At 55.4% G+C, this 17,979-nt stretch carries 17 protein-coding genes and 1 other RNA gene; 14 read left to right on the top strand and 4 right to left on the bottom strand.

The window, feature by feature from the left end:
* Positions 1 to 136: 136 nt before the first annotated feature.
* The 6 genes from epd to AC6I8E_RS15105 all read left to right on the top strand — a co-directional run bounded on the left by epd (position 137) and on the right by AC6I8E_RS15105 (position 6,246).
* A complete protein-coding gene (gene epd, locus AC6I8E_RS15130) occupies positions 137 to 1,156 on the top strand; it encodes an erythrose-4-phosphate dehydrogenase (RefSeq protein ID WP_033733686.1) in 1,020 nt (339 codons plus the stop codon).
* Between the two features lie 51 nt (positions 1,157 to 1,207).
* Positions 1,208 to 2,371 carry a phosphoglycerate kinase gene (gene pgk, locus AC6I8E_RS15125; protein ID WP_013358959.1) on the top strand — a complete coding sequence of 388 codons (1,164 nt, stop codon included), beginning with the start codon at positions 1,208 to 1,210 and terminating at the stop codon, positions 2,369 to 2,371.
* 105 nt (positions 2,372 to 2,476) lie between these two features.
* A complete protein-coding gene (gene fbaA, locus AC6I8E_RS15120; protein WP_013358958.1) occupies positions 2,477 to 3,556 on the top strand; it encodes a class II fructose-bisphosphate aldolase in 1,080 nt (359 codons plus the stop codon).
* A 190-nt stretch (positions 3,557 to 3,746) separates the two neighbouring features.
* The gene (mscS, locus tag AC6I8E_RS15115; RefSeq protein WP_147790030.1) at positions 3,747 to 4,622 is read left to right on the top strand and encodes a small-conductance mechanosensitive channel MscS; all 876 of its coding nucleotides are present in this window, start codon (positions 3,747 to 3,749) and stop codon (positions 4,620 to 4,622) included.
* Positions 4,623 to 4,755: 133 nt separating this feature from the next.
* On the top strand, positions 4,756 to 5,379 hold the full coding sequence (gene argO / locus AC6I8E_RS15110) for an arginine exporter ArgO (RefSeq protein WP_095706716.1): 624 nt from the start codon (positions 4,756 to 4,758) through the stop codon (positions 5,377 to 5,379).
* Positions 5,380 to 5,523: 144 nt separating this feature from the next.
* Positions 5,524 to 6,246: an oxidative stress defense protein gene (locus AC6I8E_RS15105; protein ID WP_147790029.1), complete on the top strand. Its 723-nt coding sequence runs from the start codon at positions 5,524 to 5,526 to the stop codon at positions 6,244 to 6,246.
* A 344-nt stretch (positions 6,247 to 6,590) separates the two neighbouring features.
* On the opposite strand, the gene AC6I8E_RS15100 is transcribed toward AC6I8E_RS15105, so the two are convergent.
* A complete protein-coding gene (locus tag AC6I8E_RS15100) occupies positions 6,591 to 7,496 on the bottom strand; it encodes a LysR family transcriptional regulator ArgP (RefSeq protein WP_010248822.1) in 906 nt (301 codons plus the stop codon).
* 182 nt (positions 7,497 to 7,678) lie between these two features.
* Here AC6I8E_RS15100 and rpiA point away from each other — a divergent pair, with 182 nt between their 5' ends.
* Together rpiA and serA are read left to right on the top strand one after the other, a co-directional pair.
* Positions 7,679 to 8,338 carry a ribose-5-phosphate isomerase RpiA gene (gene rpiA, locus AC6I8E_RS15095; RefSeq protein WP_013358954.1) on the top strand — a complete coding sequence of 220 codons (660 nt, stop codon included), beginning with the start codon at positions 7,679 to 7,681 and terminating at the stop codon, positions 8,336 to 8,338.
* 279 nt (positions 8,339 to 8,617) lie between these two features.
* Positions 8,618 to 9,856 (top strand): phosphoglycerate dehydrogenase, encoded by a 1,239-nt coding sequence (gene serA, locus AC6I8E_RS15090; protein WP_033733680.1) that lies wholly within the window; start codon positions 8,618 to 8,620, stop codon positions 9,854 to 9,856.
* A gap of 429 nt (positions 9,857 to 10,285) precedes the next feature.
* Here serA and AC6I8E_RS15085 read toward each other — a convergent pair whose 3' ends face one another.
* From AC6I8E_RS15085 to zapA, 3 genes are all read right to left on the bottom strand, one after another.
* Positions 10,286 to 10,879 carry a 5-formyltetrahydrofolate cyclo-ligase gene (locus tag AC6I8E_RS15085; RefSeq protein WP_497824710.1) on the bottom strand — a complete coding sequence of 198 codons (594 nt, stop codon included), beginning with the start codon at positions 10,877 to 10,879 and terminating at the stop codon, positions 10,286 to 10,288.
* Between the two features lie 92 nt (positions 10,880 to 10,971).
* Positions 10,972 to 11,155, bottom strand: a non-coding RNA gene (gene ssrS, locus AC6I8E_RS15080) — 6S RNA.
* A 40-nt stretch (positions 11,156 to 11,195) separates the two neighbouring features.
* On the bottom strand, positions 11,196 to 11,525 hold the full coding sequence (zapA, locus tag AC6I8E_RS15075) for a cell division protein ZapA (RefSeq protein WP_008925677.1): 330 nt from the start codon (positions 11,523 to 11,525) through the stop codon (positions 11,196 to 11,198).
* Positions 11,526 to 11,695: 170 nt separating this feature from the next.
* Between zapA and AC6I8E_RS15070 the strand changes: the two genes are divergently transcribed.
* From AC6I8E_RS15070 to gcvH, 6 genes are all read left to right on the top strand, one after another.
* Positions 11,696 to 12,274: a YecA/YgfB family protein gene (locus AC6I8E_RS15070; protein WP_033733679.1), complete on the top strand. Its 579-nt coding sequence runs from the start codon at positions 11,696 to 11,698 to the stop codon at positions 12,272 to 12,274.
* Positions 12,275 to 12,320: 46 nt separating this feature from the next.
* On the top strand, positions 12,321 to 13,643 hold the full coding sequence (gene pepP / locus AC6I8E_RS15065; protein WP_497824190.1) for a Xaa-Pro aminopeptidase: 1,323 nt from the start codon (positions 12,321 to 12,323) through the stop codon (positions 13,641 to 13,643).
* The gene (ubiH, locus tag AC6I8E_RS15060; protein WP_497824189.1) at positions 13,640 to 14,818 is read left to right on the top strand and encodes a 2-octaprenyl-6-methoxyphenyl hydroxylase; all 1,179 of its coding nucleotides are present in this window, start codon (positions 13,640 to 13,642) and stop codon (positions 14,816 to 14,818) included. Before pepP ends, ubiH begins: the two co-directional genes overlap by 4 nt.
* A gap of 13 nt (positions 14,819 to 14,831) precedes the next feature.
* Positions 14,832 to 16,034, top strand: a complete 1,203-nt coding sequence (gene ubiI, locus AC6I8E_RS15055; RefSeq protein ID WP_418162750.1) for an FAD-dependent 2-octaprenylphenol hydroxylase — start codon at positions 14,832 to 14,834, stop codon at positions 16,032 to 16,034.
* A 433-nt stretch (positions 16,035 to 16,467) separates the two neighbouring features.
* A complete protein-coding gene (gene gcvT / locus AC6I8E_RS15050) occupies positions 16,468 to 17,565 on the top strand; it encodes a glycine cleavage system aminomethyltransferase GcvT (RefSeq protein WP_033784006.1) in 1,098 nt (365 codons plus the stop codon).
* Between the two features lie 23 nt (positions 17,566 to 17,588).
* Positions 17,589 to 17,975, top strand: a complete 387-nt coding sequence (gene gcvH, locus AC6I8E_RS15045) for a glycine cleavage system protein GcvH (protein ID WP_033733675.1) — start codon at positions 17,589 to 17,591, stop codon at positions 17,973 to 17,975.
* Positions 17,976 to 17,979 lie beyond the last annotated feature (4 nt).

Below are 17,979 nucleotides of genomic sequence, written 5' to 3'. Positions count from 1 at the left end.
TGTGGCTGAACCGTTTCAGTCGCTGTGCACACCGCCCTGATTTCGGACAATGCCGGGTAAGAATCTCCTGTACAAAATGCAGTGAAACGCTCAGGCTAACGGCACGTTTTTTTCAGTCTGACGTGGCAGGAGAGAAATGACGGTACGGGTAGCGATAAATGGTTTTGGCCGGATTGGACGCAACGTCCTGCGCGCGCTCTATGAAACGGGCCGGCGTGCAGAGATCACCGTGGTCGCCATTAACGAGCTGGCAGAAGCCACCGGTATGGCGCATCTGCTGAAATACGATACCAGCCATGGCCGTTTTGCTTTCGACGTCCGTCAGGAGCGCGATGTGATGTGGGTGGGGGGTGATACCCTGCGTATTCTGCACCGTGCAGACATTGCCGATTTGCCCTGGCGTGAACTCGACGTGGATGTGGTGCTGGACTGTACCGGCGTCTATGGCTCGCGGGCTGATGGCGAAGCGCACCTGCAGGCTGGCGCTAAAAAAGTGCTGTTCTCTCATCCCGGCGGCAACGATCTCGACGCCACGGTGGTGTATGGCGTTAACCAGCAGGCACTGACCGCCAGTGACCGCATCGTCTCCAACGCCTCCTGTACGACGAACTGCATTATTCCGGTGATTAAGCTGCTGGATGATGCGTTTGGAATCGAATCCGGCACTGTCACTACGATCCACTCGGCGATGCACGATCAGCAGGTGATCGACGCCTATCACAGCGATCTGCGCCGCACACGTGCAGCCAGTCAGTCGATCATCCCGGTAGATACGCGTCTGGCGGCTGGCATTACCCGTATTTTTCCGAAATTCAACGATCGCTTTGAGGCGATAGCCGTTCGCGTCCCGACGATTAACGTGACGGCCATTGATCTCAGCGTTTCTGTGCATAACGCGGTGACAGCGTGTGATGTTAACACCCTGTTGCGGAGCGCGGCAGAAGGGGCATTTCGTGGTATAGTTGACTATACGGAATTACCGTTAGTCTCAGTAGATTTTAACCATGATCCGCACAGTGCCATTGTGGATGGAACACAAACGCGGGTCAGCGGTCAACACCTTATCAAGACCCTGGTCTGGTGTGACAACGAATGGGGCTTTGCTAACCGAATGCTCGACACGACGTTAGCGATGGCCGCAAGCGGTTTCAGGTAAGACGCGGTTTGCGTCTGGCAAAACTTATGAGAATCAACGAGAGGGTTCACCATGTCTGTAATTAAGATGACCGATCTGGATCTGGCTGGCAAACGCGTTCTGATCCGTGCCGATCTGAACGTACCAGTTAAAGAAGGTAAAGTGACGTCTGATGCACGTATCCGTGCTTCTCTGCCAACCATTGAAGCGGCGTTGAAACAGGGCGCGAAAGTAATGGTTACCTCCCACCTGGGTCGTCCGACCGAAGGTGAGTACAACGAAGAGTTCTCGCTGCTGCCGGTAGTTAACTACCTGAAAGAGAAGCTGAGCGGCACCAATGTGACCCTGGCAAAAGATTACCTCGATGGCGTTGAAGTCGGCGCTGGCGAACTGGTGGTGCTGGAAAACGTTCGCTTCAACAAAGGCGAAAAGAAAGACGACGAAGCACTGTCTAAAAAATATGCTGCGCTGTGCGACGTATTTGTGATGGACGCCTTTGGTACTGCGCACCGTGCGCAGGCGTCTACCCACGGCGTCGGCAAATTTGCTCCTATCGCCTGTGCCGGTCCGCTGCTTTCTGCAGAACTGGAAGCGCTGGGTAAAGTTATGAGTAACCCGGAACGTCCGCTGGTGGCTGTTGTTGGCGGTTCTAAAGTCTCTACCAAATTTGACGTGCTGCAGTCTCTGGTCAAAATCGCGGACACCGTGATTGTGGGCGGCGGTATTGCTAACACCTTCGTGGCTATCGACAACAATGTCGGTAAATCACTCTATGAACCAGACTTCGTTGAAGCGGCCAAAGGCCTGCGCGATCAGCACGGTATCCCGGTTCCGACTGACTCACGCGTCGGCACAGAATTCTCTGAAACTGCGCCAGCGACCGTGAAAAAGGTTTCGGAAGTGGCGGATAACGAAGAGATTATGGACTTTGGTGACGAAACCGCACAGGCGATGGCGGCTATCCTGAAGGATGCTAAAACCATCCTGTGGAACGGCCCGGTGGGCGTGTTTGAGTTCCCTAACTTCCGTAAAGGCACCGAGATCGTGGCGAACGCCATTGCAGACAGCGATGCCTTCTCTGTTGCTGGCGGTGGCGATACCTTAGCGGCTATCGACCTGTTCGGCATTGAAGACAAAATTTCCTACATCTCTACCGGCGGCGGCGCGTTCCTTGAATTCGTTGAAGGCAAAAAACTGCCTGCAGTTGCTATGCTGGAAGAGCGTGCGAAGCAGTAATCCTTTGGGGGCGATGCCTGGCGGCATCGCCTGAAGTCTTGCCCGTCTGGGCGTTTAAATCGATGTTCCCGAGCGGGAACAACGGTCACGAAACAGGACACAATCATGTCTAAAATTTTTGATTTCGTAAAACCCGGCGTTGTCACTGGTGATGACGTACAGAAGATCTTCAAAGTTGCGAAAGAGAACAAATTCGCACTGCCAGCCGTAAACTGCGTCGGCACCGACTCTATCAATGCCGCACTGGAAGCCGCTGCGAAAGTTAAAGCGCCAATCATCATCCAGTTCTCTAACGGCGGTGCTGCATTTATCGCGGGTAAAGGCTTCAAGACTGATAAACCACAGGGCGCGGCCATTTTCGGCGCTATCGCGGGTGCACACCATGTTCACCTGATGGCTGAGCAGTATGGCGTGCCGGTTATCCTGCACACCGACCACTGTGCCAAGAAACTGCTGCCATGGATCGACGGTCTGCTGGACGCGGGTGAAGAGTATTTCCAGAAAAACGGTAAACCACTGTTCTCTTCTCACATGATCGACCTGTCAGAAGAGTCTCTGGAAGAGAACATCGAGATCAGCAGCAAATACCTGGCGCGTATGGCGAAACTCGACATGACGCTGGAAATCGAACTGGGCTGCACCGGTGGTGAAGAAGATGGCGTGGATAACAGCCACATGGACGCTTCTGCACTCTACACTCAGCCGGAAGATGTGAACTACGCGTATGAAAAACTGCATGCGATTAGCCCGCGCTTCACCATTGCGGCTTCATTCGGTAACGTACACGGCGTTTACAAGCCAGGTAACGTGAAACTGACCCCGACCATTCTGCGCGATTCGCAGAAATATGTGTGTGAAAAACATGGCCTGCCGCACAACGCGCTGGACTTCGTTTTCCACGGCGGTTCAGGTTCTTCAGCTGCAGAAATCGAAGAGTCTATCAGCTACGGCGTGATCAAGATGAACATCGATACCGATACCCAGTGGGCAACCTGGGACGGCATCCTGCAGTACTACAAAAAGAACGAAGGCTATCTGCAGTCGCAGCTGGGTAACCCGGAAGGCGACGACAAGCCAAACAAAAAATACTACGACCCACGTGTCTGGCTGCGTTCTGCCCAGGCCTCTATGGTCGTGCGTCTGGAGCAGGCTTTCAAAGAGCTTAACGCTGTCGACGTGCTGTAACTGACATTCAGTTATCGTACAAAAAAGGCCCGAAAGGGCCTTTTTTTATGCAAAATTTTCGTAAAAACGCGCTTTAAAGCCTGACGGTTTGGCGCTTAAGGGGATAATTGATTACCCTTGATGGCAGGGTGTCGGATGTCATCTGGCAGTTTTTTCATTCCCGGTGGGAATCTAACAACAGGGCTTATTAATGGAAGATTTACACGTCGTCGACGGCTTAAATAACGCAGGTAACTGGCTGATTCGCAATCAGGCGCTGATCATCAGCTATGCCGTGAATATCGTTGCCGCTATCGCCATCATCATTATCGGGATGGTCATCGCCCGTATCATCTCTAATGCCGTAAATCGCCTGCTGCGCGCCCGTCATATCGACGCGACTGTGGCAGACTTCCTCTCCGCGCTGGTGCGCTATGGCGTTATCGCGTTTACCATTATCGCAGCCCTGGGACGCATTGGAGTACAGACTGCCTCGGTGATTGCTGTACTGGGTGCTGCTGGTCTGGCAGTTGGTCTGGCCTTACAGGGATCGCTCTCAAACCTGGCCGCAGGCGTCCTGCTGGTCACCTTCCGCCCGTTCCGTACAGGCGAGTTTGTTGATCTGGGCGGCGTGATGGGCACCGTACTGCATGTGCAGATTTTCTCCACTACGCTCCGGACCGGGGATGGCAAAATTGTGGTGGTGCCAAACGGTAAAATTATCAGCGGAAACATCGTTAACTTCTCGCGTGAGCCGGTTCGTCGCAATGAATTTATCATTGGCGTCGCTTATGAAGCGGATGTGGATGAAGTCATTGCCTTACTGCAGCAGGTCGTTGAAGCCGACAGCCGTGTATTGAAAGAGAAGGGTATTCAAATTGGTCTTAACGAACTGGCTGCTTCTTCCATGAACTTTGTGGTGCGTTGCTGGAGCAACAGCGGAGACCTGCAGGACGTTTACTGGGATCTGCTGAAGAACTTCAAACGTGCGCTGGATAGCAAAGGAATTGGTATTCCTTATCCGCAGATGGATGTGCATCTGCATCAGAAATCCGTGCCTGAAGCCGTCGAAACGCAGGTTCAGTGACAATAAAAATCGATCAATGGGCGGCGACCGTCGCCCATTAATTTTGCTAATCGCAGATTAATTCTTTCAATTTCCGCTAATCATTTCCTCTCTTTATACTTCTTCGCATCTGACCATGTGAGGACGTAATGCTGTGATATCTCTCTACTTTCAGGGGCTTGCCCTCGGCGCCGCGCTGATACTGCCGCTGGGGCCGCAAAACGCATTTGTGATGAATCAGGGTGTAAAACGTCAGTACCATCTGATGACGGCGGCACTCTGCTCGCTGAGCGATATTCTGCTGATATGCGGCGGCATCTTTGGCGGCAGCGCCTTGTTGAGCCAGTCTCCGCTGCTGCTGATGGTCATCACCTGGGCGGGCGTGGCTTTTCTGCTGTGGTATGGCTGGGGCGCGTTGCGCAGTGCTTTTCGCGGTGAGGCCGATCTGACGGATGGTGCGCCGTTAAAGCAGAGCAGGGGACGCATCATTGCGACGCTGCTGGCGGTAACCTGGCTCAATCCGCACGTCTACCTCGACACCTTTGTGGTGCTGGGCAGTCTTGGCGGTCAGTTGCCGACTACCACGGCGCGTCAGTGGTTCGCGCTGGGCACCATCAGTGCGTCGATCCTCTGGTTCTTTGGCCTGGCCCTGCTGGCCGCGTGGCTCTCACCGCGCCTGCGTACCGCGAAAGCCCAGCGCATTATTAACCTGCTGGTGGGTGCGGTAATGTGGTTTATCGCCCTGCAGCTGGCGCGCCAGGGCATTGCCGGTTTTTGATCCCGGCTGCGATCCGCGCCAGTAATTGCCGCACCGCAGGCGAACTTTTGCCATAATGACCACTCAAAGCATGGCGCATACCGATGCGCTTTTGGGCTTCGCCGGTTGGAAGCCGTCATAGTGACCTTTTCAAGGAGGACTTTCATGAAACTGAAAGCATTGGCTCTGGCCGCAATCATGAGCGCCGGGGCATTGCCTGGCGTACACGCTGATGAGTTACCGAACGGACCGCACGTGGTGACCTCAGGCAAGGCAACGGTCGATGCCCGTCCCGATATCGCGACGCTCTCAATCGTGGTGAACGTGTCGTCGAAAGATGCTGCAGATGCGAAAAAGCAGGCGGATAGCCGGGTTGCGCAATATTTCGATTTTCTGCAGAAAAACGGCATTGAGAAGAAAGATATCGATGCAGCTAACCTGAGCACACAGCCTGAGTACGATTACACCAAAGAGGGTAAATCGGTACTGAAAGGCTATCGCGCGGTGCGTCAGGTGCAGGTCACCCTGCGTCAACTGGACAAGCTGAACGATCTGCTGGACGGGGCGCTGAAGTCTGGTCTGAATGAGGTACGCAGCGTTGAGTTAGGCGTGGCAAACCCGGAAAGCTACAAAGATCAGGCGCGTAAAGCCGCGATTAAGAACGCGACTCAGCAGGCCTCACAGCTGGCTGAAGGCTTCAACGCGAAGCTGGGATCCATCTACAGCATTCGTTATCAGGTTGCCAACTATCAGCCGATGCCAATGAACCGCATGTATAAAGCGGCAGCCGCGGCAGATACGTCGGCGCAGGAAACCTACGATCAGCAGAGCATCAACTTTGACGATCAGGTAGATGTGGTGTTTGAGCTCAAGCCCAACACGCCATAATGCAAAACGGAGCTGATGTCCCGTTTGAGATTGTTGACAAAACCTGGCCTGGTTCGCTGTGAGACGGTGCCTGCACAGGAAACAGGGTCAGATCGGAAAGTCGCTAAGGCCAATCCCTGGCCGCTCGGCCCGCACAATTACGCACCTCATCCCTGAGGTGCGCCCGTGACCGGACCAACGCGTTGCGTTGTTCAAAAACGCTCCCGGCGTTTTTGTCCCAGGCCGCGGGACGCTTTCCTCTTCTGACCCTGTTCCCTTCGCGTTTAACTTTTCTGTTGTTGTAAGACTCCTGGTTATCCCGATTTGTCAGCAACAAAAACGGGGCTTTCGCCCCGTTTTTGTTTTCAGGCTGCCACGTCATCCTGCCGCAGCACCCGATGTCCATGCGCAATCAGCGCATCGGTCACCCGACGCATTAAGCGGCTCTCCGGCGCAAACCGATGCCAGTAGAGCATCCGGCGCTGACACAATCCCGGCGTCAAATCTATTAACTCACCGCTTGCCAGCTCACGCTCAATCTGAAGATGCGGGATCATACAGCAGGTTGAACCCTGCCGCGCCATCTGCACAAAGGCTTCAGAGGAGTTCACGATGTGGCAGGGCACGCTGCCGGGTGAAAGATCAAAGTTCTGCTGCAGGAAGGCCTGATGCATATCATCAAGATGGTCAAACGCCACCGCAGGCGCTTTCAGCAGGGCTGAGCGCGTGACGCCGTTAGGAAAGAAGCGATCGGCAAAGTCGCGTGACGCGACAAACAGATAGTCGAGAGCACCGAGCTGATCCACCAGACAACTCGGTAGCGGCTGCGGCTGAATACTCACAGCACCGACTACTTCACCCCGACGCAGACGCTCCTGAGTGCGGGTTTCATCTTCGACCTGCAGATTCAGACGGACAGGGGAATCTGCCAGCACATCTTTCAGCGCAGGCAGCAGCCAGGTCGCCAGACTGTCGGCATTGACCGCCAGCGACAGCAGCAGCGGCGTGGTGCCACTGTTCTCATCGCCCAGCCACTCCTCTTCCAGCAGCTCTACCTGATGCAGTAACGCCAGCAGTTTTTGCCCCTGTTCAGTCGGACGCGGCGGCACGGTGCGCACCAGCAGCGGCTGACCAAACAGGTTCTCCAGCTGCTTGATACGCTGTGAAACCGCCGATTGGGTGATACACAACTTTTGTGCGGCACGCTCAAAGCCGCGTTCGCGGATCACTGAATCCAGCGCCTGAAGCGTTCGATAATCCGGGCGTTTCATTCTTCTTCTCTCTCCTTCAGGGTGGACGTCACTATGCCACAAAAGTGTCACCTGTGATGGCTCGCTTGTTTTTTGTGGGCTGGCTTCCAAAGCGTTAAATCCACGTCGGACAGCCGAGCATTTTCAGCAAGCCTTGTTTTATACTACGCGCACTTCGTTGTCGCACAGGTTTTAAACATACCATGACCCAGGATGAACTGAAAAAAGCCGTTGGCTGGGCTGCACTTGACTATGTGCAGCCGGGCACCGTTGTTGGTGTAGGCACCGGATCCACCGCTGCCCACTTTATTGATGCGCTGGCCACGGTCAGGCATCAGATCGAAGGTGCCGTCTCCAGCTCCGACGCCTCTACCCAGAAGCTGAAAAGCCTGGGCATTCAGGTGTTCGATCTGAACGAGATTGACCTGCTGTCGGTTTACGTTGATGGCGCGGATGAGATCAACCCACAGATGCAGATGATCAAAGGCGGCGGCGCAGCGCTGACGCGTGAAAAGATCGTGGCCGCGGTGGCCGAGACCTTTATCTGCATCGCTGACGCCTCAAAAGAGGTCGATGTGCTGGGGCGTTTTCCGCTGCCGGTCGAAGTGATTCCGATGGCGCGCAGTTACGTGGCGCGTCAGCTGGTGAAAATGGGCGGCTTACCTGAGTATCGTCAGAACGTGGTGACCGATAACGGCAACATTATTCTTGATGTGCATAATCTGCGCATTCTCGATCCGATTGAGCTCGAAAAAACCATCAATGCCTTGCCTGGCGTCGTTACCGTTGGCCTTTTTGCCGCGCGCGGTGCCGATATCGCATTGATTGGCGGTCCTGATGGCGTGAAGACCATCAAAAAATGATCTGTCTGGCGCTGTAAAGGCGCCGGTTATTTCTGCCTGCAAATCATCTTTTCTCACGTCGGTGAAATTTGGTGACTTATGTCACATAACCGTCATCGACAGTAGGTTCGTTCTCTCTTCATCGCTGACATCATGATTTTGTCCGGCAATGTGCTGCTGTCAGCCATTGCCGTGCTGGCTGCCGGGCAATCGTTTGTATTGCCGGACGCGATTTTTTTGATATTTTGACAGAAGGCTGGCTTATGGTAGTCCTCATTGAATGCTGAATAGGATCGGGAAATGGCAAAGGTATCACTGGAAAAAGATAAGATTAAGTTCCTGCTGGTGGAAGGTGTCCATCAGAGCGCGCTGGAGAATCTGCGGGCTGCAGGCTACACCAACATCGAATTCCACAAGGGCGCACTGGACTCCGACGCGTTAAAAGCATCGATCCGCGATGCGCACTTCATTGGTATCCGTTCCCGCTCCCAGCTCACTGAAGAGATTTTTGCGGCGGCTGAAAAGCTGGTTGCCGTTGGCTGTTTCTGTATCGGCACTAACCAGGTTGATCTGCAGGCGGCTGCGAGCCGGGGTATTCCGGTATTCAATGCGCCGTTCTCGAATACCCGCTCGGTGGCAGAGCTGGTCATTGGTGAGATGCTGCTGATGCTGCGTGGCATCCCCGAAGCGAATGCGAAAGCACACCGTGGTATCTGGAATAAGATTGCCAAAGGCTCATTTGAAGCGCGTGGTAAAAAGCTGGGTATTATCGGTTACGGTCATATCGGGATGCAGCTGGGCGTGCTGGCAGAAAGCCTGGGTATGCATGTTTTCTTCTACGACATTGAAAACAAGCTGCCGCTGGGTAATGCCACCCAGGTACGCCATCTGGCCGATCTGCTCAACATGAGCGACGTTGTCAGCCTGCACGTGCCGGAAACCGCCTCTACACAGGATATGATCGGTGCAGAGCAATTGGCGCAGATGAAACCCGGTGCGCTGCTGATTAACGCCTCACGTGGCACCGTCGTGGATATTCCGGCGCTGTGTGATGCCCTGGCCAGCAAGCATGTGGGTGGCGCAGCCATCGATGTCTTCCCGACCGAGCCTGCCACCAACAGCGAGCCGTTTATCTCTCCACTGAGTGAGTTCGACAACGTGATCCTGACACCGCACATTGGCGGCTCGACAGAAGAAGCGCAGGAGAACATCGGAATTGAAGTGGCGGGTAAGCTGGCGAAATATTCCGATAACGGCTCGACTCTCTCGGCTGTTAACTTCCCGGAAGTATCACTGCCGATTCACGGTATCAGCGCCAGTCGTCTGCTGCACATCCATGAAAACCGTCCCGGCGTGCTGACGGCCATCAACCAGATCTTCGCAGAGCAGGGCATCAACATCGCCGCGCAGTATCTGCAGACCTCGCCGTTTATGGGTTATGTGGTTATCGACATTGATGCAGAGCCAGAAGTGGCAGAGAACGCACTGCAGCTGATGAAGGCGATTCCGGGCACTATCCGCGCGCGTCTGCTTTACTAAGTGATACCAACCTGGAGAGGCGCTTAGTCGCGTCTCTTCAGGTAGTTAATACAGGCTGTCCCGATTTGCTGTAAGACCGAGACTGCGAAGAGAACACGGTCAGATCGGAAAGACGCAAAAGCCGCCATCCATGGCATGCTCGGCCCGCGCGATTACGCACCTCATCCCTGAGGTGCGCCCGTTGCCGGGCCAACGCGTTGCGTTGTTCAAAAACGCTCCCGGCGTTTTAGTACGCACCTCATACCTGAGGTGCGCCCTTAAAAGGGCCAACGCGTTGCGTTGTTCAAAAACGCTCCCGGCGTTTTTGTCCCTTGCGCGGGACGCTTTTCTCTTATGACCATGTTCCCTGCGCGTTGAGCTATTTCATTGCTGCCAGATGCGCCCAAATATGGGTTTAAGCCGTCTGAAAATCCCGTAACAGTGCTTCTTCTACTCCCACTGCCAGAGCTTTGACGGCGTCATCACCGCTGGCAAAGGCACATCCCATTCTGCAACCGGCAGGCTATCCACCTGCTGACAGTCGTGTGCCAGACCGACGGGCAAAAAACCGTGCTGCCGCCAGTTCTGTAGCGTACGGTCATAGAAGCCGCCGCCCATTCCCAGCCGTTGCCCATGCTGATCAAAGGCCACCAGCGGCACCAGCATCAGATCCAGTTGATCAAGTGTGATCAACTGCCGGATATCGAGCGGCGGTTCAGGAATACGCAGTTTATTCGGGATCAGTGGTGTATCGGGCGAGTAGCGCAGAAACAGTAAATTACCGGGGGAGAAAGGGTGTAAAACCGGCAGATAGACGGCTTTCTTCAGATGCCAGAGCCGGGCAATCAGCGGACGGGTATTCAGCTCACTATCAACCGACAGAAACAGGGCAATATTGCGCGCGGCAGTAACTGGAGCGTAGTTAAGGGCAAGTTCAGCAAGCTGTTCGGCCGCCTGGGCCTGCTGCTCATCCGTCATGGCACGACGCAGATGGCGCACCTGCTGACGAATTTCCTGACGCTGTAACATTGAAGGTGATGACATGGAAGGTTCAGACATGATTTCCCCGCCGTTTAAGCCGCTGTGCAGCGACTATAACATGTCGGTCCGGGGAAAAAAGCAGGACTACAGAAAGGGAGATCTCCGAGATGCCGCCGTAGGCTGTAACCCTTGAACCCTTGGTTCAAGGTGAACATGCCGTCGTAACCATCAGGCTTCTCGGACGAACCGAGCATGCACACAGGTTACAGAGCGTCACATTCTGTTTTTTCGAAATATCGGCTCAGGGGACTGGCCCACATGCAAACATCTCAGAGAAAATTTACCTCACCGTTGCTGTAACGATAGCAACCATGAAGTTTTATTCGAACTTCGCACCCTCACGCTCAGAGATGCGACCTTGCTCAACCAGTGCCTGTTCTATCGTCTGCTGCAACATACGAATACGCTGTTCCATATTAGCAGCATAATCGCGCGTTTTCACTTTCTCTTGCGCCAGCTCGTGGCAGACGTTTAACGCGGCGATGAACACCAGTTGTTCTGTATTTGTGACTCTAGTGCGAACTTTTAGATCTTGCAACCGTTGATTGAGATCTTCAGCCGCGCTATTGAGCGCATCTTGCTGCTCTGGCGGACAATTCACTCTCAACGAACGACCAAAAATTTGTAAATCTACCGGTTGTGCAGACATGCCACCTTCCTGACTGATTACTTCGCTCGCAACTCCCTTAGCAGTCAATGGCTTGGGAGGCGGGCAACTATATAGACCCACGAAATAAGATACAACCCCTTTTCTGGAAACCTTGAGGCAGCTAGTGGTAGCATAACACGAACTTATTCTGCCAACGACGATGAAAACTTATGTCCTTACAGAACGCAACCCCCGATTACAACGCGCTCGCGGCTGTGCTCTCCCAGCAGGGCGTTGGCATGACGCCCGCGGAAATGCATGGCCTGCTGAGCGGGATCCTCTGTGGCGGTAACCAGGACACCAGCTGGAAGACGCTGGTACACGATCTGGCTAACGAAGGCATGGCGTTTTCACACACTCTTGCCGTGCCGCTGGCGGCGCTGCACGAGCACACGGCCACCACGCTTGAAGATGACGGCTTCCTGTTTCAGCTGATGCTGCCTGCTGACGATGACATCACTGTCTTTGACCGCGCAGATGCACTGGCAGGCTGGGTTAACCATTTTCTGCTCGGCCTGGGCGTAACACAGCCTAAACTGGATAAGGTCACCGGCGAAACCGGCGAAGCAATCGACGATTTGCGCACTATCGCCCAGCTTGGTTACGAAGAAGATGAAGACCAGGAAGAGCTGGAGCAGTCGCTGGAAGAGGTGATCGAGTATGTGCGTGTCGCCGCACTGCTGTGCCACGATACGTTTACCCGTCCCCAGCCCACCGCGCCAGAAGTGCAAAAACCGACGCTACACTAATTTCAGGTCAACGCGTTTAACCGGTCAGTTTACAGGGAGTGCAGAGATGATTTCACTGGAACGATACCTGCAGCGTCGTCAGGCGCTGCTGGCAAAGATGGCGCCTGGCAGCGCAGCGCTAATTTTTGCTGCGCCCGAAGTGACGCGCAGTAATGACACGGAATACCCGTTCCGCCAGAGCAGCGACTTCAGCTATTTCACCGGCTTTAACGAGCCGCAGGCACTGCTGGTGCTGATCAAAAGCGATGAAAATCATAATCACAGCGTGCTGTTTAACCGCGTGCGTGACCCGGCAGCAGAAGTCTGGTCTGGCCGTCGGCTGGGCCAGGAGGCGGCTCCCGAAAAACTGGGCGTTGATCGTGCCTTACCCTGGAGTGATATCGGTGAACAACTCCACCTGCTGCTGAATGGCCTTGACGTCATTTACCATGCGCAGGGCGAATATGCCCATGCGGATACGCTGGTGTTCAGCGCGCTGGACAAGCTGCGTCGCGGTTTCCGTCAGAATCTCAGTGCGCCGGCCACCGTCACTGACTGGCGACCGTGGGTGCATGAGATGCGCCTGTTCAAAGATGCTGAGGAGATTGCACTGTTACGTCGCGCCGGGGAAATCAGCGCACTGGCGCATACCCGTGCCATGCAAATCTGTCAGCCCGGCATGTTTGAGTACCAGCTCGAAGGGGAGATTCATCACGAATTTACCCGCCACGGCGCGCGTTATCCCTCCTACAACACCATCGTGGGTTCCGGTGAGAACGGCTGCATTCTGCACTACACCGAAAACGAAAGTGAAATGCGCGACGGCGATCTGGTGTTGATCGATGCAGGCTGTGAATTCTACGGCTATGCGGGCGATATCACCCGCACCTTCCCGGTTAACGGCAAATTCAGCCCGGCGCAGCGCGCGATTTACGACATTGTGCTGGCTTCGCTGAAGCGATCGCTTGAGATGTTCCGCCCTGGCGTCAGCATTCGTGAAGTGAATGATGAAGTGGTGCGCATCATGATTACCGGTCTGGTTGAACTGGGCATTCTTGAAGGCGACGTTGATACCCTGATCGCTGAAGAAGCGCATCGCCAGTTTTACATGCATGGCCTGGGGCACTGGCTGGGACTGGATGTGCACGATGTTGGTCACTATGGCACGCCGAGCCGCGACAGGATTCTGGAGCCAGGTATGGTGTTAACCGTCGAGCCGGGTCTTTATATCGGGCCGGATGCGGACGTGCCCGCACAGTATCGCGGCATCGGCATTCGAATTGAAGATGACATTCTCATTACGGAAGATGGCATTGAGAATCTCACCGACAGCGTGGTGAAAGAGGCCGATGAGATTGAAGCACTGATGGCGGCGGCAAAACAGGCATGACGATTCTGATTGCCGGAGGCGGCATGACCGGGGCGACGCTGGCGCTGGCGATCTCCCATCTTACCCAGGGCACACTGCCGGTGACGCTGATTGAAAGCAGTGAGCCTGGCAGTCGGGCGCATCCTGGTTTCGATGGCCGCGCGATTGCGCTCTCTGCCGGCACCTGCCAGCAGCTGGCGGACATCAATCTGTGGCAGCGCATCGCCAGTTGTGCCACCCCGATTACCGATATCCATGTTTCCGACCGCGGGCACGCTGGCTTTGTATCGCTGGCAGCGGCTGATTACGCGATTCCGGCGCTGGGACAGGTGGTTGAACTGTTTGACGTCGGTCAGCGGCTGTTTGCTGAACTGAAAAAAGCGCCAGGCGTGACGCTGCGCTGTCCGGCGCGCGTCACGCATGCCCAACGCAGCGAGCAGCAGGTAGAGGTGACGCTGGACAGTGGCGAGCAACTCAGCGGCAAACTGCTGGTGGCGGCGGATGGCACGCGATCTGCGCTGGCCGCCTCGTGCGGTATCCAGTGGCAACGGGACGACTATCAGCAGCTCGCCGTGATTGCCAATGTCACCACTGCGTTGCCTCATCAGGGTCGGGCATTCGAGCGTTTCACCGAACATGGCCCGCTGGCGTTGCTGCCGATGTCCGGCAACCGTCTGTCACTGGTCTGGTGTCATCCGCTTTCGCAGCGTGAACGCATTGAGCAGTGGAGCGAGGCCGAATTCCTGAGCCAGCTTCAGCGTGCCTTTGGCTGGCGCCTGGGCAAATTCACCCACACCGGTCAGCGTGAATATTACCCGCTGGCACTCCACCGGGCGATCTCGCCCGTGACCCACCGCGTGGCGGTGGTGGGCAATGCAGCGCAGACGCTGCATCCGATTGCCGGACAGGGCTTCAATCTTGGCCTGCGGGATGTGATGTCGCTGGCCGAAACCCTGGCCGCCGCCCATCGCCAGCAGCAGGACCCCGGCAGCTATGCGGTGCTGAACAATTACCAGCAGCGTCGTCAGCCCGACCGCGCCGCGACTATCGGTATTACCGACGGTCTGGTTCGTGTCTTTGCGAATCGCTATGGCCCGATGGTGGCCGGTCGCAACCTGGGTCTGCTGGCGATGGATCATCTGCCGTGGTTACGAAATCAACTGGCTGAGCGTACGCTTGGCTGGGTTAAGCGTTAATAAAGAGGCTCAGATGCAAACTTTTGATGTGGTGATTGCCGGTGGCGGTATGGTGGGGCTGGCGGTGGCCTGCGGCTTGCAGGGCAGCGGGCTGCGCATCGCCGTGCTGGAAAAATCGCCGGAGCCACCGCTGGCGCTGAGTGCGTCTCCGTCCATTCGCGTGTCGGCAATCAATGCTGCCAGCGAACGGCTGCTGCAGAAGCTGGATGTCTGGTCGACCATTCTCTCGCTGCGCTGCCGCGCATATCACGGCATGGAAGTGTGGGATAAGGACAGTTTCGGCACCATCGCCTTTGATGATGAGCAGCAGGGCCTGTCGCATCTGGGCCATATCATCGAAAATCCGGTGATTCATAACGCGCTCTGGCAACGCGCCAGCGCCTGCAGTGACGTAACGCTGATGGCACCCTCGCAGTTACAGCAGGTGGCATTTGGCGACAACGAAGCCTTTATTACTCTGCAGGATGGCAGCATGTTAAGCGCGCGATTAATGATTGCCGCTGACGGGGCTAACTCCTGGCTGCGCAACAAAGCCGACATTCCGCTGACCTTCTGGGATTACGATCACCATGCGTTAGTGGCTAACGTCCGCACTGAGAAGCCTCACGATGCGGTAGCGCGCCAGGTGTTCCACGGCGACGGCATTCTGGCTTTCCTGCCGATGCAGGATCCCCATCTGAGCTCCATCGTCTGGTCGCTCTCGCCGCAGGAAGCGAGTCGTCTGGAAACCATGCCAGACGCGCTGTTCAATCAGCAGCTCTCGGTGGCGTTTGATATGCGCCTTGGCCTGTGCCAGCTCGAGAGCGAGCGTAAGTCGTTCCCGCTGGTGGCGCGCTATGCCCGCAACTTTGCGGCACACCGTCTGGCGCTGGTGGGCGATGCGGCCCACACCATTCATCCACTGGCGGGTCAGGGCGTTAACCTTGGCTTTATGGATGCCGCCGAATTGATTGGTGAAATTCGCCGTCTGCATCAGCAGGGTAAAGATATTGGTCAGCACCTTTATCTGCGTCGCTACGAGCGCAGCCGTAAGCACAGTGCTGCCATGATGCTGGCGGGAATGCAGGGCTTCCGTGAAATGTTCGCCGGTAATAATCCGGCAAAAAAACTGCTGCGCGATGTCGGTCTGAAACTGGCCGATCGCCTGCCTGGGGTAAAACCCATGATGCTGAAGCAGGCGATGGGCCTGAATGATTTGCCCGCCTGGCTACGCTAAATCCACACCTTCTGATAAGCCAGCATCTGCTGGCTTTTTTTATCCCTTAACCCCTCTGCACCACCAAAAGGCAACGCTGCACCATCAGGGATCTTCGTTTGATTTATTCTAATTTTGCGGCCGAATTCGCATTACTTTTTCTCATTCATCTCCTGGCAGGGTGCGGAATTTTTTTAACATCCTGAATGCCATCCCGCATAAATTTGCTGCGTATATTTAAAAGCCCTGCATTTATTGCGCGATTAATCACAAAATTGCAGTTTTTTATCCTGTGGTCAGTTGTTCCTGGTTAGGCTGTGCATCTGCTTTCGACCCCGGTTTGCTTATGGTTAATCGTCAGATTCGGTGGTAACGTCAGCCGTAAGAGAACGTTTGCGTCCGGCCCTTAATTCCGGCGCACTTTTGCACTCAACCGCTTCTGCACAGGATGGTTATGACTCAGCAAACACCTCTGTTTGAACAGCATCAGGCCTGCGGTGCCCGCATGGTAGATTTTCATGGCTGGATGATGCCGCTGCACTATGGCTCCCAGATGGATGAACATCATGTGGTGCGCAGCGACGCCGGTATGTTTGATGTCTCTCACATGACCATTGTTGACCTGACAGGTCCGCGTACCCGCGAATTCCTGCGCTACCTGCTGGCAAATGATGTGGCAAAACTGACGCAGCCGGGTAAAGCGCTCTACACCGGCATGCTGAATGCTTCAGGTGGCGTCATTGATGATTTAATTGTTTACTTTATGAGCGAAACGTTCTTCAGGCTGGTGGTGAACTCCGCGACCCGTGAGAAGGACCTCGCCTGGATTACCCAACACGCAGAGGGCTATGGCATTACGCTCACCGAACGTGATGACCTGGCGCTGATTGCCGTGCAAGGGCCGCAGGCGCAGCAGAAAGCGCAGACCCTGTTCAGCGAAGAACAGCGTCTGGCTGTCGCTGGCATGAAGCCGTTTTTCGGTGTGCAGTCAGGTGACCTGTTTATCGCTACGACCGGCTACACCGGCGAAGCGGGCTATGAAATTGCGATGCCCGCAGAAGAAGCGGCCAATTTCTGGCAGCGTCTGCTGGCCGCTGGTGTAAAACCGGCTGGCCTTGGCGCACGCGATACGCTGCGTCTGGAGGCGGGTATGAATCTTTATGGTCAGGAGATGGATGAAGGCGTGTCACCGCTGGCCGCCAACATGGGCTGGACCGTCTGCTGGGAACCCGCCGATCGCGATTTCATCGGCCGGGAAGCGCTGGAACTGCAGCGTGAACGTGGCACCGAAAAACTGGTGGGGCTGATCCTCACAGAAAAAGGGGTGCTGCGTAACGGCCAGCCGGTGCGTTTCACCGATGACCAGGGGCAGTTGCAGGAAGGCATCATCACCAGTGGTTCTTTCTCACCGACGCTGGGTTACAGCATCGCCCTGGCGCGTGTTCCAGCCTCTATCGGCAGCACTGCCATCGTTGAGATCCGTAACCGCCAGATGCCGGTTCAGGTTACCCGTCCCGTTTTTGTCCGCGCCGGTAAACCGGTCGCCCAGTAAATTTTATTCAGGAGAAATGGCCAATGAGCAATGTGCCGAATACGTTGAAGTACCGCGACAGCCACGAATGGGTGCGCAAAGAAGCTGATGGCAGCTACACGGTGGGGATTACGGAACATGCGCAGGAGTTACTGGGCGACATGGTGTTTGTTGATCTGCCTGAAGTGGGCGCGACGTTTGCTGCCGGTGAAGAGTGCGCGGTGGCTGAATCCGTTAAAGCAGCCTCAGACATCTATGCGCCGATCAGCGGTGAGATTGTGGCGGTCAACGAAGCGCTGACCGACTCGCCGGAGCAGGTCAACAGCGAGCCTTATGACGGCGGCTGGTTATTCAAAATCAAAGCCAGCGACGCGTCTGAAATCGACACGTTGCTGGATGCGGATGCTTACAAAGCCTCCATCGACGAGTAGTCGT

The sequence above is a fragment of the Pantoea sp. X-Soil-YNGN-785 genome (assembly GCF_059730585.1).
This window is presented reverse-complemented; position numbering and strand designations above follow the sequence as displayed.

Coding starts and splice junctions, on each gene's coding strand:
- AC6I8E_RS15070 (WP_033733679.1), top strand. CDS start 11,696: ATGTCCTTACAGAACGCAACCCCCGATTACAACGCGCTCGCGGCTGTG.
- fbaA (WP_013358958.1), top strand. CDS start 2,477: ATGTCTAAAATTTTTGATTTCGTAAAACCCGGCGTTGTCACTGGTGAT.
- ubiH (WP_497824189.1), top strand. CDS start 13,640: ATGACGATTCTGATTGCCGGAGGCGGCATGACCGGGGCGACGCTGGCG.
- epd (WP_033733686.1), top strand. CDS start 137: ATGACGGTACGGGTAGCGATAAATGGTTTTGGCCGGATTGGACGCAAC.
- AC6I8E_RS15085 (WP_497824710.1), bottom strand. CDS start 10,879: ATGTCATCACCTTCAATGTTACAGCGTCAGGAAATTCGTCAGCAGGTG.
- gcvH (WP_033733675.1), top strand. CDS start 17,589: ATGAGCAATGTGCCGAATACGTTGAAGTACCGCGACAGCCACGAATGG.
- gcvT (WP_033784006.1), top strand. CDS start 16,468: ATGACTCAGCAAACACCTCTGTTTGAACAGCATCAGGCCTGCGGTGCC.
- zapA (WP_008925677.1), bottom strand. CDS start 11,525: ATGTCTGCACAACCGGTAGATTTACAAATTTTTGGTCGTTCGTTGAGA.
- mscS (WP_147790030.1), top strand. CDS start 3,747: ATGGAAGATTTACACGTCGTCGACGGCTTAAATAACGCAGGTAACTGG.
- AC6I8E_RS15100 (WP_010248822.1), bottom strand. CDS start 7,496: ATGAAACGCCCGGATTATCGAACGCTTCAGGCGCTGGATTCAGTGATC.
- serA (WP_033733680.1), top strand. CDS start 8,618: ATGGCAAAGGTATCACTGGAAAAAGATAAGATTAAGTTCCTGCTGGTG.
- pepP (WP_497824190.1), top strand. CDS start 12,321: ATGATTTCACTGGAACGATACCTGCAGCGTCGTCAGGCGCTGCTGGCA.
- AC6I8E_RS15105 (WP_147790029.1), top strand. CDS start 5,524: ATGAAACTGAAAGCATTGGCTCTGGCCGCAATCATGAGCGCCGGGGCA.
- rpiA (WP_013358954.1), top strand. CDS start 7,679: ATGACCCAGGATGAACTGAAAAAAGCCGTTGGCTGGGCTGCACTTGAC.
- ubiI (WP_418162750.1), top strand. CDS start 14,832: ATGCAAACTTTTGATGTGGTGATTGCCGGTGGCGGTATGGTGGGGCTG.
- pgk (WP_013358959.1), top strand. CDS start 1,208: ATGTCTGTAATTAAGATGACCGATCTGGATCTGGCTGGCAAACGCGTT.